This is a genomic window from Curtobacterium sp. MCLR17_032 (assembly GCF_003234795.2).
Classification (GTDB): Bacteria; Actinomycetota; Actinomycetes; order Actinomycetales; family Microbacteriaceae; genus Curtobacterium.
Map to the genome: position 1 here is coordinate 3,236,805 of NZ_CP126268.1, position 14,335 is coordinate 3,251,139.

A 14,335-nucleotide genomic window follows, 5' to 3' on the forward strand; every position below is an offset into this window, starting at 1 on the left:
GGGCCGCGCCTGCGCGCAACAGCAACCGCCTCGCACCACGGGAAACCGTGGCGCGAAGCGGTTGCTGTTGCGCGGGAGCCAACGGCACCACGGCCGGGCCGGCGCCGCCGTCGTCGGCGCACGCCGCGCCTCCCGGCCGCCGCGCCGACCGAGGCTCGGCCTGGCGGACTCGACCCGGCGCACGTGCGCCGCATCCTGTCCGCCGGGCCGAGGCTCGGCCCGGCGGACTCGACTCGGCGCGCGTGCGCCGCGTCCTGTCCGCAGGGGCGAGGCTCGGCAGCGCGGCTAGTGCAGGTGGCGCTCGGCTGCCTCGACGACGTTCTTCATGAGCATCGCGCGGGTCATCGGACCGACACCGCCCGGCGTCGGCGAGAGGAACCCGGCGACCGAGGCGACCGAGGGGTCGACGTCGCCGCGGAGCTTGGCCTTGCCCGTACCCTCGTCGACCACGCGACTGATGCCCACGTCGATGACCGCCGCGCCGGGCTTCACCCAGTCCGGCTGCACCAGCCCGGCGACCCCGGCGGCCGCGACGATGATGTCGGCACGGCGGCACTCGGCGGCGACGTCCTCGGTGAGCGAGTGCGTGAGCGTGGCGGTGGCCTCGAGGCGGGTCAGGAGCAGACCGAGCGGCCGGCCCACGGTCAGCCCCTGGCCGATGATCGTGACGTGCTGGCCCCGGATCGGGATGTCGTACGCCTCGAGCATCGCGACGATGCCGCGCGGGGTGCACGGCAGCGGGGCGTCGATCGTGCCGGCACCACCGGGGACGGCGAGTACGAGCTCGCCGAGGTTCGTCGGGTGCAGGCCGTCGGCGTCCTTCGCGGGGTGCATCAGCTCGAGCATCGGGATCGGGTCGATCCCCTGCGGCAGCGGGAGCTGCACGATGAACGCGGTGACCCGGGGGTCGTCGTTCATCTGCAGGATCGCTCCGCGGATGTCCGCGGCACTGGCGGTCTCCGGCAGGTCGATGCGGATCGAGTCGAGCCCGATCTGTGCCGAGTCGCGGTGCTTGCCGGCGACGTAGGACACCGAGCCGGGGTTCTGGCCGACCATGATCGTGCCGAGACCGGGCCGGAAGCCGTGGTCGTGCAGCCGGTCGATGCGGACCTTCAGGTCGTCGAGTGTCCGGGCGGCGAGGGCGGTGCCGTCGATGCGCACGGCGGAGCCCTCCCCTGCCCACCGCTCGGCGGGCAGGGGGACCGTCGTGTCGCTCACGCGTAGAGCGGGAACGCGTCGGTCAGGGTCTTCACCCGGGCCGAGAGTGCTGCCACGTCGGGGTTCGGCATCAGCGTCAGCGCGATGATGTCCGCGACCTCGGCGAACTCGGCGTCGCCGAACCCGCGGGTCGCCAGCGCCGAGGTGCCGATGCGGACACCCGAGGTGACCATCGGCGGACGCGGGTCGAACGGCACCGAGTTGCGGTTCACGGTGATGCCGACCTCGTGCAGGAGGTCCTCGGCCTGCTTGCCGTCGACCTCGGACTCGCGCAGGTCGACGAGCACCAGGTGCACGTCGGTGCCGCCGGTGAGGACGTCGATGCCCGCACCCTTGGCGTCGGGCTGGGTCAGACGGGCCGCGAGGGCCTGGGCGCCGCGGATGGTGCGCTCCTGGCGGTCCTTGAACTCCGGGGTGCCGGCGAGCAGGAACGCGGTGGCCTTCGCCGCGATGACGTGCATGAGCGGGCCACCCTGCTGCCCCGGGAAGACGGCCGAGTTCAGCTTCTTGAACAGCGTCTCGTCGTTGGACAGGATGATGCCCGAGCGGGGGCCGGCGAGGGTCTTGTGCACGGTCGAGGAGACGACGTGTGCGTGCGGGACCGGCGACGGGTGCAGGCCCGCGGCGACGAGACCGGCGAAGTGCGCCATGTCGACCCAGAGCTTGGCGCCGACCTCGTCCGCGATCTCACGGAACTTCGCGAAGTCCAGCTGGCGCGGGTACGCCGACCAGCCGGCGATGAGGACCTTCGGCTGGTGCTCGATGGCCTTGGCGCGGATGTCGTCGTAGTCGACCTCGAAGGTCTCCGGGTCGACGCCGTACGAGACGGCGTTGTAGATCCGGCCGGAGAAGTTCAGCTTCATGCCGTGGGTGAGGTGACCACCGTGGGCGAGCTCGAGGCCCAGGATGGTGTCCCCGGCCGAGGCGATGGCGTGCAGGACGGCGGCGTTCGCGGTCGCGCCGGAGTGCGGCTGGACGTTGGCGTACGCGGCACCGAACAGCGCCTTCGCACGGTCGATCGCGAGCTGCTCGGCGACGTCGACGTACTCGCAGCCGCCGTAGTAGCGCTTGCCGGGGTAGCCCTCGGCGTACTTGTTGGTCAGGACGGAGCCCTGCGACTCGAGGATCGCGCGCGGCACGAAGTTCTCGGAGGCGATCATCTCGAGGAAGTCGCGCTGACGCCCGAGCTCCTGCTGCAGGACGGCGGCGATCTCCGGGTCGACCTCGGAGAGGGGGGCGTTGAAGGACGACTGGGTCGCTGCGGGCGACAGGTCGGTGATGGACACGGGACTCCTCGTTGTCTGGCGCGCCGGGGCGCGACACCGCCGAGCAGACGCACGACGGGGTGGACGATTGGTTGCGGCCCAGGCGTACGGCCGCGCACCGTGTCAGGTGTCGCTTCCCGATGGTGACCCATCCAACGCCAGTCGCGACCCCTCGATCGTACCGAGGCCACCGGTTCGTGTCACCCTTGACTCCATGACCATGCTGAGTCCGGACGTCGACGAGCGGACCTCGGTGCGCGCGGACGTCCCGTGGACGACCGTGGTGTGGGACGACCCGGTCAACCTGATGTCGTACGTCACCTACGTCTTCGAGTCCTACTTCGGGTTCCCGCGCGCGAAGGCCGAGCGGCTGATGCACCAGGTCGACTCCGACGGCCGGGCGATCGTCGCGACCGGGCACCGCGAGGAGATGGAACGCCACGTGGAGGCCATGCACGGCTACGGCCTGCAGGCGACCGTCGACCGGGCCCCCGCCGCGTGATCCCCTTCGTCCGCCGCGCCGACGGCGTGCACCTCGGACTGGCCGCCGGCGAGCGCGCCGTCCTCACCGCGCTGGTCGAGCAGCTGCGCCAGGTCCTGGACCACGACCTGGCGACGGACCCGGTGGCGGTCCGGATGTTCCCGGACGCCTACCCCGAGGACGACGAGGCCAGCGCCGAGTTCCGCCGCTACACGCAGGAGGACCTGCGCACCGCCAAGTCCGCGAACGCGGCCGTCGTCCACGAGTGGCTGACGGGCGCCCGCGAGGGCGCACTGAGCCGGTCGGACGAGCAGGCGTGGCTCCGGTCGCTGACAGACCTGCGGCTGACGATCGCGGACCGGCTGGGCATCGTCGACCGTGCGACGGCGGACAACGGGCTGGACGGGGACGACGGCAGCGTCGGGCTGCGGGACGTCTACGACTGGCTCGGGTACGTGCAGGAGCACCTGGTCGTCACGATCTCCGCACGCTGACGGCGCTGCTCGCCGATGCGTCTGCCGGACGGGAGGCACGCAGCACGGCCGCCACGGGCCTCCCGTCCGTCCCGCCCCGGTCCCGCAACCGGCGGGTCACCGCCCCAGCAGCTCCCGCCGGTGTGCCCGCGCCCACCCGGAGAGCGGCGTGGCCGCGGTGCCGGTGATCCGCTCGACCTCGTGCGTGAGCACATCGACCCCGTCGAGGCCCCGCCGCGCGACCACGCCGAACTGCTGCCGGAGCCCCTCGGCCTGCCAGGCGGGCATGCCGGTCACGCGCAGCATGCCGCCGAAGACCCGGCTCGGCAGGTGCAGGTAGCGGACGGGCCGACCGAGTCCGGCGCTGAGCTCTCGGGCGACACCGCGGCCGTCGAGCAGTTCCGGCCCGGTCAGGACGGGCTCGTCGCCGTGGTGGACCCCGCCCTGCAGGACCGTGCTGGCGACGCGGGCTATGTCGAGCGTGTCGATCCAGCCGATGACGCCGTCGCCCATCGTCTGTGGGAAGACCCCGCGGCGGATCGCCGGTCCGGAGGGGACCAGGTTCGTCATGAAGCCGGACGGGTGCAGGATCGTGCGTTCCAGGCCGCTCGCCCGGACTGCCCGGTCGATCCGCCAGATGGCACTGGCCCAGGGCATCGGCGAGTGTTCCGCCGCGTCCCCGCCGGAGAGCTGGACGATCGCACGGACCCCGGCGGCACGGGCTGCGTGGACCGCGGTGATGCCGTGCTCCGCCTGGCGTTCGGTGGCGGCGGTGACGATGAACAGCTGGTCGACGCCCTCGAGTGCGGTGGTCAGGGCCTCGCCGTCGTCCAGGTCGGCGAGGCGGGCGTCGATGCCGCGCTCGCGGAAGGAGCGGACCTGGTCGGGGCGGCGGACGACGGCACGGACGTCGGCGCCGGCGGCGTGCAGCATCTCGATGGTCTTGCCGCCGACGTCGCCGGTCGCGCCGGTGACTGCGATGGTGTCGCGCATGGTTCCTCCTGGTGGTGCGGGCCGGACCCTGGTGGTGCGGGCCGGACCCGCATCGTTCGGTATCAGCTTTCTGATACTGAACGCTACGCCGTACGATCGACGTGTGCCCCGGGAGTTCTCAGCGACGCGAGACGACGTCGACGCCATCGCCGCGTGGACCGTCATCCGGGCCGCCCGCGAACTCGCCCGACGCCTGGCGGCCGAACTGGACCCGCTCGACCTGACCCCGGTCGAGTTCGGCGTCCTCGTGCAGCTCGCCGCGGCCGACGGCCTCAGCCAGGCGGACCTCGCACGGGCGGTGGGCGTCCGACCGCAGAGCATGACGCCGCTCGTCACCGGACTCGGCGAGCGCGGGCTGCTCGACCGGGGCACGGAGCGGGGACGCGGCCGGCTCTCCCGGATCCGACTGACCCCGGCGGGCCGCGACCTGCTGAGCCAGGCGTTCCCGGTCGTGCACGCCAGCAACCGGTGGTTCGGCGACGACCCCGACGGCAGCGCCGCCCTCGTCGCGACCCTGCGCCCGCTGCTCGGTGACGCCAGCGACCCGGTCGACGCCCCGGTACCCTGAACCGGTGACCGACCCGACGCCCGAGAACCCCACGCACTGGACCCTCACGCTGGTCTGCGACGACCAGCCGGGGATCGTGCACGCCGTGTCCGGAGCCGTGGTCGCGGCCGAGGGCAACATCACCGAGTCGCAGCAGTTCTCGAGCGCCGACACGAACACGTTCTTCATGCGCCTGCAGGTGATGGCGCCGGTCGACCGGCAGACCTTCCAGGAGTCCCTGGCTCCAGTCGTCGAGCGCTACGGCATGCGCGTCCAGCTCGACGTCGTCGGTCGTCCGATGCGGACCCTCGTGCTGGTGTCGAAGGCCGGGCACTGCCTGAACGACCTGCTCTACCGGCAGCGTGGCGGCCAGCTGCCGATCGACGTGCCCCTGGTGCTGGCGAACCACCCGGACCTCGCCGAGCTGGCGTCGTTCTACTCCGTGCCGTTCGAGCACCGGCCCGTCACCGACGCCGAGTCGAAGGCCGCCATGGAGCGCCGGATCCTCGAGGCGGTGGACGAGCACGACATCGAGCTCGTCGTCCTCGCCCGGTACATGCAGATCCTCTCCCCCGAACTCTGCGCTGCCCTGGCCGGTCGTGCGGTGAACATCCACCACTCGTTCCTGCCGGGCTTCAAGGGCGCGAACCCGTACCGGCAGGCGCACGCCCGTGGCGTCAAGCTCATCGGCGCCACCGCCCACTTCGTCACGAGTGACCTGGACGAGGGGCCGATCATCGAACAGAACGTCGTCCGCGTGGACCACACGAAGGAACCCGCCGAGCTCGTGTCGATCGGGCAGGACGAGGAGTCCCGCACCCTGACCCAGGCCGTGCGCTGGATCGCCGAGGACCGTGTGCTCCTCGACGGTGCGCGCACGATCATCTTCAAGTAGGGCCGGTCATGCGCGACGCACCCCGCAGCCCGATCGACCCCGGTGACGACCACGTCCCGGTGGCCCCCGCCGTCCCGCAGCGACGGATCGACGTCTGGAGCGTCGTCCGGTTCGTCGTCTGCGCCTTCGGCCTGCTGTCCCTGGCGTACTGGGGGTACCTGACCTGGCCGTACCCGTTCCCGGCGCTGTTCTTCATCGTCGGCGCCCCGCTGTTCGCCGCGGTGGTCTGGTACTTCTTCCGCTCGCCGCGCTCGCCGATCGAGACCGACGTGGTCGGCAAGACCATCGTCGAGGTCGCCCTCGTCATCGCGGCCGGCGCCACCTGGATCTCGCTCGGTCACCCGGCCGTCGGACTCGTCTTCGTCCTCGTGGCCGCCGTCAGCGGGATCGTCACGGCCCGGCGGGAGACCGCATGAGCGACACGCGCCTCCCGTCCGACGCCGGCCGTCCGTCCGACGCGGGTCGACCTGCCGACCTGGAGGCCCGCACCACCCTGGTCCGCGCCGCCCGCCTGGTCGACGGGGCCGGCCCCGTGTGGGACGGGTGGGTGCTCGTCGGCGGGGACACGATCCTCCAGGCCGGGACGGGCGTCGCACCGGACGCCGACGAGGTCGTCGACCTCGGCGACGCGACCCTGGTGCCCGGATTCGTCGACCTGCACGGACACGGCGGGGCGACCCAGGCGTACGAGGACGACGACTTCAGCGCGGCCCTGGCCGCCCACCGGATGCACGGGACCACCCGCTCGGTCGTCAGCCTGGTGGCGAACCCGGTGCCGGACCTGGTGCGCTCGCTCGGGCGGATCCGCGACGTGATGGCGACTGATCCGCTGCTGCTCGGGGCGCACCTCGAGGGGCCGTTCCTGTCGCCGGACAACAAGGGCGCCCACAACGAGGACTTCCTCGTGGCTCCGACACCCGCCGCCGTCGAGGCGCTGCTCGAAGCAGGCGAGCGTGTGATCCGCCAGGTGACGATCGCGCCCGAGCTGCCCGGCGCACTCGACGCGGTCCGCCGGTTCGTCCAGGCCGGGGTGACCGTCGCGGTGGGGCACACCGTCGGCACCTACGAGCAGGCGCGCGCCGCGTTCGACGCCGGCGCGACCGTCCTGACGCACGCGTTCAACGCGATGCCGGGGCTGCACCACCGCCGCCCCGGGCCGATCGGTGCCGCCGTCGAGGACGAGCGGGTGACCCTCGAACTCATCCTCGACGGCGTGCACGTGCACCCGGCCGCCGCACGCACGCTGTTCCGCGCCGCCCCCGGGCGGATCGCCCTCATCACCGACGCGATGGGGGCCGCCGGCGCTGCCGACGGCCCCTACCGACTCGGGTCGCTCGACGTCACCGTCACGGACGGTGTCGCGCACGTCACCGGGACGGACACGATCGCCGGCTCCACGCTGACGCAGGACGTCGCGCTGCGGAACGCCGTGCGGCTCACCGGGCAGTCGCTGCCCGACGCCGTGGCGGCCCTGACCAGCGTGCCGGCCCGGGCGATCGGACTCGGCGACCGGTTCGGACGGCTCGCGCCCGGGTTCGCGGCGGACCTGGTCGCGCTGTCACCGGCGCTCGAGGTGCTCCGGGTGTGGGGCGCCGGGCAGCCGCTCGATCAGTAGTACTCGCCCTGCCGGTAGTCCCAGCTCGTGAACGTGTCGGCGAGCAGGCCCATGATCCGGTCGACGGCCAGGCCCTTCCGGATCAGCGTCGGCGCCGGGGTCACCGAGCGCTGGCCGTCCTGCTGCGGCACGAGCACACCGGCCGCGTCCACCATCGAGACCATCACGCCCTGTTCGTAGCGGGTCTCGGCGGTCGCCTCCGGCTGGATCGAGGCCACGTAGTCGTCGGCCTCGATGACGACGTCGGCGGACTCGGCGATCCGCTCGCCGATGCCGGCGACGACACCGCGGTTGCCCGTCCCCGACGGGTTGGCGGAACTGGCGAACGCGAAGCGGCCGTGCTGCGTCCAGAGCTCGCGGGCGGCGAGTTCACCGGGGACGCCGAACTTGATCACGAAGCAGGACGTGCCCCGGGTGTCCGTCATGAGCTCGTCGGAACCGTCCTCGGGCAGCGCTGCTCGTCCGGCGTCGCTCCACGGCAGGATGCACCCGAGCAGGACGTCCTCGTCCCAGCACCGCTGGTACAGGGCATCGATCTCGGGGGTGAGCTGAGCGATCGACCGGAGCATCTCCAGCGAGCTGACGAGCACGACACCGGGCTTGTTGCGGTTGCGCTGCTTCGCGTCGAACTTGCGCTCGAGGCCGGCGCGGTCGGTGGTCATCAGGATGTAGCCGACCTTGGTCGGCACGACGGCCAGGCCGCCCGGGCGGAGCAGGGCGTCGACGGCGGTGCGCGGCACGCCCTCGGTCCAGTGCTCGGTGGTCGTGGTGGGGGTCGCGGGGGTCACGGGGGTCTCAGCGCTCATCGGGTCCTCGTCGGCTCGTCGTCGATTTTCGTCAGACGGTCGTCTGACAGCGGGAGCCTAGGGAGCGTTCGGACCCGGCGGAGCACTCCTGTGGGAAGTCTCCGGAGCCTCGGACCCGGCGGTCGGCGAGGGCGCTCAGCGGGCGCGGACGACTGGCCGGTCGGCCGGGGACTAGCGACCCTGGCTGCGCGCTGCCCGGCGTTGCGCGAGGACGCCCTGGACCGCCCAGACGACGAGTCCGACCAGGACGACGACCATCCCGCCGACGAACCACGCACCGGCGCCGATGTTCGCATCCCCCGCCGGGGTGTTCGCGTTGCTGACGCCGCCGACGACGAGCATCACGGCCCCGCAGACGACGAGGACGATCCCGATCAGGGCGGTGGGGCGGCGACGCTGCATGGCACGAACACTAGCGCTCGGCGCAGGACCAGCGCGCGGACCGCACTTCAGCTGCCGGGCTTGCGGCGGATGCACCGTGCGAGTCGCTCGAGGTCGGCCGCGACCGCCTCGACGTCCCGCGCGAACGCGGCGTCGTCGAGTTCGATCTGCCGGACGGTGAAGACCACCTCTGCGCCGTCGGGATGTCCGATCACGCGGACGGCGTTCCGCACCACGGTCCCGGACGGCAGGGTCACGTCGTGGTCGAGGACGCCGAAGTGGTTCCGCTCGACGAACCGGACCGCGACCCGCCCCATCGGGGAGTCGACCAGCAGCCCGTCCCCGTCCCGGACGACGGCGCCCTGGGCGAGGCCGGCCGCCCACTCCGGCAGGTTGTCCACGTTCGACGCGTACTCGTAGACGACCTCCGGCGCCGCCGGGATGACCTGACTGACGTGGTGGCTCCGCATGGCGGCATGCTCGCACACGGGGCCGGGTGCCCTGCTAGCGGTCCTGCGGCCGGTCCCGCGGCGCGGTCGCCCACTCGGTGTCTGGCGTCGCCCCGACCCGGAGCGACAGCGTGCCACCCCGGTTCACGAACGACGCCGGCACCCACGACCCCGTCAGCGTCCGACCGTCGAGCCGCGCACCCTGCACGTACTGGTCGGTGCCGGAGGACCGGATCACGATCCGCTGCCCGGTCGCCCGCCGGATGTCGACCGTGCTGAACGTCGGGCTGCCGATGAGCATCTCGGCCCGCCCCGGTGTCTGCGGGTAGAGCCCGATCGAGGCGAACACGTACCAGGCGCTCATCGTGCCGAGGTCGTCGTTGCCGGGCAGTCCGCTCGGCCCGGTGCCGTAGGCGTCGTCGACGACCCGGCGGACGGTCTCCTGCGTCTTCCACGGCTGGCCGAGTGCGTTGTACATCCACGGGGTGTGGATGTCGGGCTCGTTGGTCGGGTCGAACTTCGTCGCGTCGCCGCCGGTCACCGCGAAGGCACCGGACGCGTCGTGGAAGAAGGCATCGAGGCGTGCGACCGCAGCCGCGTCACCACCGAGGGCAGCGGACAGGCCGCTGACGTCCTGCGGCACGAGCCAGGTGTACTGCGCGCTGGTCCCCTGCGCGAATCCGACGCCGGTGGACGGAGCCCACCCGGGCGTCCACGACCCGTCGGCCTGCCGTGCTGCCTGGTACCCGACGGCCGGGTTGAACGTGTTCTTCCAGTAGGTGCCGCGGGCGGCGAACATCCGGGCGTCGGACCGCAGCCCCAGCGACGAGGCCCACGAGCCGAGGGCGCTGTCGGAGATCGAGTCCTCGAGCGTCTCGGCGGCGCCGCCCCAGCAGTGGCAGTCGTCGTTCGCCGCGTACTGGCGCTGCAGGTACTGGTCGAGCCCGGGCCGCTGCGCGAGGCACTGCCCCGGGCACCCGATGTCACTCAGCGCATCGGCGTTCTGCACGGTCGCCTGCTTCCGCAGCGACTGGTAGGCGGCACGGACGTCGAAGTTCCGGACCCCCATGGCGTACCAGGTGGCGAGGGTCGCAGCCGAGGGGTCGCCCGTCATCACGTGGGTCGGTGCCCCGAGGTGCAGCCACCGGTCCCAGACCCCGCCGTTCTGCTGCGCGAACCGCAGCATCGACTGCGCCATGTCCCCGGCGACGTCCGGCCGCAGCAGGGCGAGCAACTGGATCTGCGCCCGGTACTGGTCCCAGCCGGAGTACGTGCCGTAGACCGCCGCGTGCCCCCGGTCGATGCGGTGCACCCGCATGTCTGGCCCGAGGTACCGGCCGTCGCGGTCGTTCAGCGTGTTCGGCTGCATGAGCGCGTGGTACACCGACGTGTACAGCTGCGTGGTCCGGTCCGCGGTGCCGCCACCGACCCGGATGCGCGAGAGTTCACGGTTCCAGGAGGCTCGGGTCGTCGCAGCCACGCTGGCCACGCTGGCGTGCTTCCGCACCTCGGCGTCCCGGTTCGCGACGGCTCCCGCGGCGCTGACGTACGAGATGCCGATCCGGGCGTGCACCGTCGCCCCGCGACGCGCGTCGAACCCGACCCACGCGCCGGAGCCGCGTCCGGCACGGTCGGCGCCGGTGAGGTACCCCTCCCCACCGGAGGCGTGCGTGCCTCCCGGCTGGACGGTCCCGTCCTTCCAGGTGCCGGTCGTCGTGAAGTCGCGGTCGAAGGTGGCCGTGAAGTACAGGCGGTAGTAGCTGCGGCGGTCGGGGTTGGTGGCGCCGCCGCCGTTCGCGCGGCGGCTGCAGAACCCGCCGGTCAGGACGCTGCCGCTCACCGTGCGGGTGCGGGCGTCGACACGGGTGTCGGCGGACTCGCTGCCGTTGATCGAGTTCGAGGTGCGGAACAGCAGGTTCGCGGCCTGCCCGGCCGGGAACGCGAACTCGCCGATGCCGGCGCGGGTCGTGACGGCGAGGTCGGTGCGGACGCCGTTGTCGAGCTGGACGGAGTAGCGGCCGGGGCTGGCGGACTCCTGGTCGTGGGAGTAGCCGGCGGCGTAGACCGCGTCGGTGGTGTCCGCGGAGGGCGAGGTGGTCACGGCCGTCGTGATCGGCATGATCGGGACGTCACCCGCGGCGCCCGGGGCGCAGCCGGCGCCGTTGAGGTGGGTCAGGCTGAACCCGCGCAGGCGGTTCACGTCGTACGAGTAGCCGTTCGCGACCGGGGTCGAGGTCTGGTCGCCCTTCGTGCCGGTCGGGCTCCACTGCATCATCCCGAAGGGCGCGGTCGCGCCGGGCCAGGTGTTGCCGTCGTGGCTGGTCCCGATGAACGGGTCGACGGAGGCGGCAGGGTCGGTGACCGGCCGGGAGGCCGTGGTCGCCGCCGATGTGCCGGTCGCGGTGGCCGCCGTGGCCGGGGCCGCGACCACCCCCGTGCCGAGCAGTGCGGCGATCGTGGCCGCTGCGGCGAGCGGGACCGGACGGAAGGGCGGGCGACGGTGCACGCGGGAGCGGTTCACGAGGGCGACGGTAGCCCCCTCGGACGGGGGACGCACGCGGTGTCACGGAGCGGTCGGGTGGTGTTCACGTCGTGGTCGACCAGGCACCTGTCCAGCGCGGTGAGCCGGGTGTGCCGCTGCCCCTGGTCGGCGGCCGTCCGTGCTGCGAGGATGACCCGCATGAGCGTCATGGTCTCGCTGTTCGATGCCCGCCGGACCCGCACGAGCGAGAAGTACACCGTGTACGACGCGGACGTGCTGCCGATGTTCGTCGCGGAGATGGACTGCGCCCTCGCCGAACCGGTGCGGGACGCCCTGGTGCGCGCGGTCACCGACGGGGACACCGGCTACGTCGGACACGGCCGGGCGCTGCCCGAGGCCTTCGCCGACTTCGCCGCCGACCGGTGGGACTGGGCGGTCGACCCGGACCTGGTGCGGACCACGACGGACGTCTCGGTCGCGGCGGTCGAGACGCTCCGCCGGGTGATCGAGCCCGGCGACCAGGTCGTCGTCATGCCGCCGGTCTACCCTCCGTTCTGGGACTACGTGACCGAGGCCGGCGGCTCCGTGACCGAGGTGCCGCTCCTGGCCCCGGCGGGCATCGCCGACCCGTACGACACGACGGCCGGGTGGCGGATGGACCTGGACGGCGTCCGGCAGGCGTTCGCCGAGGGCGCCCGCACGGTGCTGCTCTGCAACCCGCACAACCCCCTCGGCCTGGTGCACGACCGGCAGTCGCTGGTGGCGCTGGCCCGGCTGGCGGCGGAGTGGGACGCGGTCGTGGTGTCGGACGAGATCCACGCGCCGCTCGTGCACGCCGACGCGACCTTCACTCCGTTCCTCGACTGCTGCCCGGAGGCCGCGACCCTCGGGGTGGCCCTGACGAGTGCCAGCAAGGCGTGGAACACGGCCGGGACGAAGTGCGCCCTGATGATCGGCGCCTCGGACCGGGCTCGGGCGTGGTTCGACGGGATGCCGGTCGAGGTCGTCGAGCGCACCGGGATCCTCGGCTACACCGCGAGCATCGCCGCGTTCTCGGAAGGTGGGCCCTGGTTGGCGTCACTGCTCGCCGAGCTGGCCGCGAACCGGCGGATCCTGGCCGAGGAGCTCGGCGCGGCGCTGCCGGGGGCGGGGTACCGGCAGCCGCAGGCGTCGTACCTGGCGTGGCTCGACCTCCGGGCCCTGCCGTGGGGCGAGGACCCGGCGCTCCGGCTGGTCGACGAGGCGAAGGTGGCGCTGTCGAACGGCCGGGACTTCGGGCGCCAGGGCATCGGGCACGCCCGGCTCAACTTCGGCTGCTCCGAGGACACCCTCCGCGAGGGCCTGTCCCGCCTGGCCGCCGCCCGCTGACCCCTACTCGAAGCGCTGCCAGGTCGGCTTGTTGGCGTACGTGTAGCGGTAGTAGTCAGCGAGACGGAGGCCCGCGGCCGCTTCCTCGTCGACGACGACCGTGGCGTGCTCGTGCAGCTGCAGCGCCGATCCGGGCACGAAGGACGACAGCGGCCCCTCGACCGCGGCGGCGATCGCGTCCGCCTTCGCCGAGCCCTGCGCGACGAGGACGAGCTCGCGGGCCTCGAGGATCGTGCCGAGCCCCTGCGTCATGCAGTGCGTCGGCACCTGGTCGGGCGAGTCGAAGAAGCGGGCGTTCGCCTCTCGCGTGGACGGCGCCAGGGTCTTGATGCGGGTGCGGGACGCGAACGAGGACGTCGGCTCGTTGAACCCGATGTGCCCGTTCGCCCCGATGCCGAGGATCTGCACGTCGACCCCGCCGGCGGCCCGGATCGCGGCGTCGTACTCCTTCGCGGCGAATGCCAGGTCTCCGGCTCGCCCGTCCGGCACGCGGACCCGGCTGGGGTCGAAGCCGAGCGGGCCGACGACGTCGCGGGCGATGACGCTGGCGTACGATTCCGGGTGCTCGAGCGGGATGCCGACGTACTCGTCGAGCGCGAACCCGCGGGCCTGTGCGAACGACAGCTCGCCGGCCTCGACGCGTCGACGCAGGTCGGCGTAGATGCCCTCGGGGCTCGACCCCGTGGCGAGTCCGACGACCGCGGACGGCTTCTCCGTGACGACCGACGCGATCTTGGCCGCGGCGACGCGACCGACCTCCGCCGGAGTGGGCAGGATGATGATCTCCACGAGCGCAGTCTACTGGTCATGACCAGTCGACGACAGGGGTGCCGACCCGCCGGCCGAGCCCGGTAGCGTGGCGGCATGCCCACCCCCGACTTCGTCCTGTCCCTGCGCGAGAAGGTCGGCACCGAGCTGCTCTGGCTGACCGGCGTCACCGCGGTCGTCACCCGCGGCGAGGGCGACGACCGCGAACTCCTGGTGGTCCGCCGTGCCGACAACGGCGCGCTGACCCCGGTCACCGGCATCGTCGACCCGGGCGAGGAACCTGCCGTCGCCGCCGAGCGCGAGGTCCTCGAGGAGGCCGACGTCGTCGCTGTCGCCGAACGCCTGGCCTGGGTGCAGACGCTGGAGCCGATGACCTACCCGAACGGCGACCGCGCCCAGTACATGGACCTCGTCTTCGCCTGCCGCTGGGTCTCCGGGGACCCGTACCCGGCCGACGGCGAGAACACCGAGGCGTTCTGGGCACCGGTCACGAGCCTCCCGGACATGCCGGAGAACATGCGCCGACGGGTCGACGCGGCCCTGGCGGACGAGGTCGCGGCGCGCTTCGAGCGCTGACCGGACGGGAGGCCCGAC

General features: G+C 72.7%; 16 protein-coding genes and 1 riboswitch. Of the genes, 8 read left to right on the plus strand and 8 right to left on the minus strand.

Translation table 11 applies throughout. The annotated features are described in order from the left end of the window. Window positions 1–285: 285 nt before the first annotated feature. A complete protein-coding gene (locus DEI97_RS15370; protein WP_258376632.1) occupies window positions 286–1,218 on the minus strand; it encodes a tetrahydrofolate dehydrogenase/cyclohydrolase catalytic domain-containing protein in 933 nt (310 codons plus the stop codon). Continuing rightward, window positions 1,215–2,504 carry a serine hydroxymethyltransferase gene (gene glyA / locus DEI97_RS15375; protein ID WP_374610244.1) on the minus strand — a complete coding sequence of 430 codons (1,290 nt, stop codon included), beginning with the start codon at window positions 2,502–2,504 and terminating at the stop codon, window positions 1,215–1,217. The genes DEI97_RS15370 and glyA overlap by 4 nt, the downstream gene beginning before the upstream one ends. Before the next feature lie 69 nt (window positions 2,505–2,573). Next, window positions 2,574–2,659, minus strand: a riboswitch (ZMP/ZTP riboswitch). 38 nt (window positions 2,660–2,697) lie between these two features. Between glyA and clpS the strand changes: the two genes are divergently transcribed. Both clpS and DEI97_RS15385 read left to right on the plus strand, forming a co-directional pair. Next, window positions 2,698–2,985, plus strand: a complete 288-nt coding sequence (gene clpS, locus DEI97_RS15380; protein WP_110903463.1) for an ATP-dependent Clp protease adapter ClpS — start codon at window positions 2,698–2,700, stop codon at window positions 2,983–2,985. Then, on the plus strand, window positions 2,982–3,458 hold the full coding sequence (locus DEI97_RS15385) for a DUF2017 family protein (protein WP_111073841.1): 477 nt from the start codon (window positions 2,982–2,984) through the stop codon (window positions 3,456–3,458). The genes clpS and DEI97_RS15385 overlap by 4 nt, the downstream gene beginning before the upstream one ends. Before the next feature lie 96 nt (window positions 3,459–3,554). On the opposite strand, the gene DEI97_RS15390 is transcribed toward DEI97_RS15385, so the two are convergent. Then, window positions 3,555–4,430 (minus strand): NmrA family NAD(P)-binding protein, encoded by an 876-nt coding sequence (locus DEI97_RS15390; RefSeq protein WP_181439143.1) that lies wholly within the window; start codon window positions 4,428–4,430, stop codon window positions 3,555–3,557. Between the two features lie 103 nt (window positions 4,431–4,533). On the opposite strand from DEI97_RS15390, the gene DEI97_RS15395 reads away from it, so the two are divergent. Genes DEI97_RS15395 through nagA form a run of 4 tightly spaced genes read left to right on the plus strand, consistent with a single transcriptional unit; the run spans window position 4,534 to window position 7,487 of the window. Then, a complete protein-coding gene (locus tag DEI97_RS15395) occupies window positions 4,534–4,998 on the plus strand; it encodes a MarR family winged helix-turn-helix transcriptional regulator (RefSeq protein WP_111073843.1) in 465 nt (154 codons plus the stop codon). A 4-nt stretch (window positions 4,999–5,002) separates the two neighbouring features. Then, window positions 5,003–5,872: a formyltetrahydrofolate deformylase gene (gene purU / locus DEI97_RS15400; RefSeq protein ID WP_111073844.1), complete on the plus strand. Its 870-nt coding sequence runs from the start codon at window positions 5,003–5,005 to the stop codon at window positions 5,870–5,872. Window positions 5,873–5,880: 8 nt separating this feature from the next. Then, window positions 5,881–6,288, plus strand: a complete 408-nt coding sequence (locus DEI97_RS15405; protein ID WP_111073845.1) for a YrdB family protein — start codon at window positions 5,881–5,883, stop codon at window positions 6,286–6,288. Beyond that, window positions 6,285–7,487, plus strand: a complete 1,203-nt coding sequence (nagA, locus tag DEI97_RS15410) for an N-acetylglucosamine-6-phosphate deacetylase (protein WP_181439144.1) — start codon at window positions 6,285–6,287, stop codon at window positions 7,485–7,487. Before DEI97_RS15405 ends, nagA begins: the two co-directional genes overlap by 4 nt. Here nagA and DEI97_RS15415 read toward each other — a convergent pair. The 4 genes from DEI97_RS15415 to DEI97_RS15430 all read right to left on the minus strand — a co-directional run bounded on the left by DEI97_RS15415 (window position 7,481) and on the right by DEI97_RS15430 (window position 11,644). Further along, window positions 7,481–8,293, minus strand: coding sequence for an L-threonylcarbamoyladenylate synthase (locus DEI97_RS15415; protein WP_111073846.1), 813 nt, complete (start codon window positions 8,291–8,293; stop codon window positions 7,481–7,483). The two genes, nagA and DEI97_RS15415, sit on opposite strands and share 7 nt — an antisense overlap. A 171-nt stretch (window positions 8,294–8,464) precedes the next feature. Next, window positions 8,465–8,695, minus strand: coding sequence for a hypothetical protein (locus DEI97_RS15420; RefSeq protein WP_111073847.1), 231 nt, complete (start codon window positions 8,693–8,695; stop codon window positions 8,465–8,467). 47 nt (window positions 8,696–8,742) lie between these two features. Beyond that, window positions 8,743–9,144, minus strand: coding sequence for an SRPBCC family protein (locus tag DEI97_RS15425; protein WP_111073848.1), 402 nt, complete (start codon window positions 9,142–9,144; stop codon window positions 8,743–8,745). Between the two features lie 34 nt (window positions 9,145–9,178). Beyond that, a complete protein-coding gene (locus DEI97_RS15430) occupies window positions 9,179–11,644 on the minus strand; it encodes a GH92 family glycosyl hydrolase (RefSeq protein WP_258376633.1) in 2,466 nt (821 codons plus the stop codon). A 159-nt stretch (window positions 11,645–11,803) separates the two neighbouring features. Here DEI97_RS15430 and DEI97_RS15435 point away from each other — a divergent pair, with 159 nt between their 5' ends. Then, window positions 11,804–12,973, plus strand: coding sequence for a MalY/PatB family protein (locus tag DEI97_RS15435; protein ID WP_111073849.1), 1,170 nt, complete (start codon window positions 11,804–11,806; stop codon window positions 12,971–12,973). Between the two features lie 3 nt (window positions 12,974–12,976). Here the strand turns inward: DEI97_RS15435 and nagB are convergent, their stop codons facing one another. Next, on the minus strand, window positions 12,977–13,762 hold the full coding sequence (nagB, locus tag DEI97_RS15440; protein WP_111073850.1) for a glucosamine-6-phosphate deaminase: 786 nt from the start codon (window positions 13,760–13,762) through the stop codon (window positions 12,977–12,979). A 75-nt stretch (window positions 13,763–13,837) separates the two neighbouring features. Here nagB and DEI97_RS15445 point away from each other — a divergent pair, with 75 nt between their 5' ends. Continuing rightward, window positions 13,838–14,317, plus strand: a complete 480-nt coding sequence (locus DEI97_RS15445; protein WP_111073851.1) for an NUDIX hydrolase — start codon at window positions 13,838–13,840, stop codon at window positions 14,315–14,317. The last annotated feature ends 18 nt before the right edge of the window (window positions 14,318–14,335 follow it).

What these genes read in the sequence shown, in the direction of transcription:
- clpS (WP_110903463.1), top strand. Translation starts at nt 2,698, where the DNA reads ATGACCATGCTGAGTCCGGACGTCGACGAGCGGACCTCGGTGCGCGCG.
- DEI97_RS15390 (WP_181439143.1), bottom strand. Translation starts at nt 4,430, where the DNA reads ATGCGCGACACCATCGCAGTCACCGGCGCGACCGGCGACGTCGGCGGC.
- DEI97_RS15405 (WP_111073845.1), top strand. Translation starts at nt 5,881, where the DNA reads ATGCGCGACGCACCCCGCAGCCCGATCGACCCCGGTGACGACCACGTC.
- nagA (WP_181439144.1), top strand. Translation starts at nt 6,285, where the DNA reads ATGAGCGACACGCGCCTCCCGTCCGACGCCGGCCGTCCGTCCGACGCG.
- DEI97_RS15415 (WP_111073846.1), bottom strand. Translation starts at nt 8,293, where the DNA reads ATGAGCGCTGAGACCCCCGTGACCCCCGCGACCCCCACCACGACCACC.
- DEI97_RS15420 (WP_111073847.1), bottom strand. Translation starts at nt 8,695, where the DNA reads ATGCAGCGTCGCCGCCCCACCGCCCTGATCGGGATCGTCCTCGTCGTC.
- DEI97_RS15425 (WP_111073848.1), bottom strand. Translation starts at nt 9,144, where the DNA reads ATGCGGAGCCACCACGTCAGTCAGGTCATCCCGGCGGCGCCGGAGGTC.
- DEI97_RS15435 (WP_111073849.1), top strand. Translation starts at nt 11,804, where the DNA reads ATGAGCGTCATGGTCTCGCTGTTCGATGCCCGCCGGACCCGCACGAGC.
- DEI97_RS15445 (WP_111073851.1), top strand. Translation starts at nt 13,838, where the DNA reads ATGCCCACCCCCGACTTCGTCCTGTCCCTGCGCGAGAAGGTCGGCACC.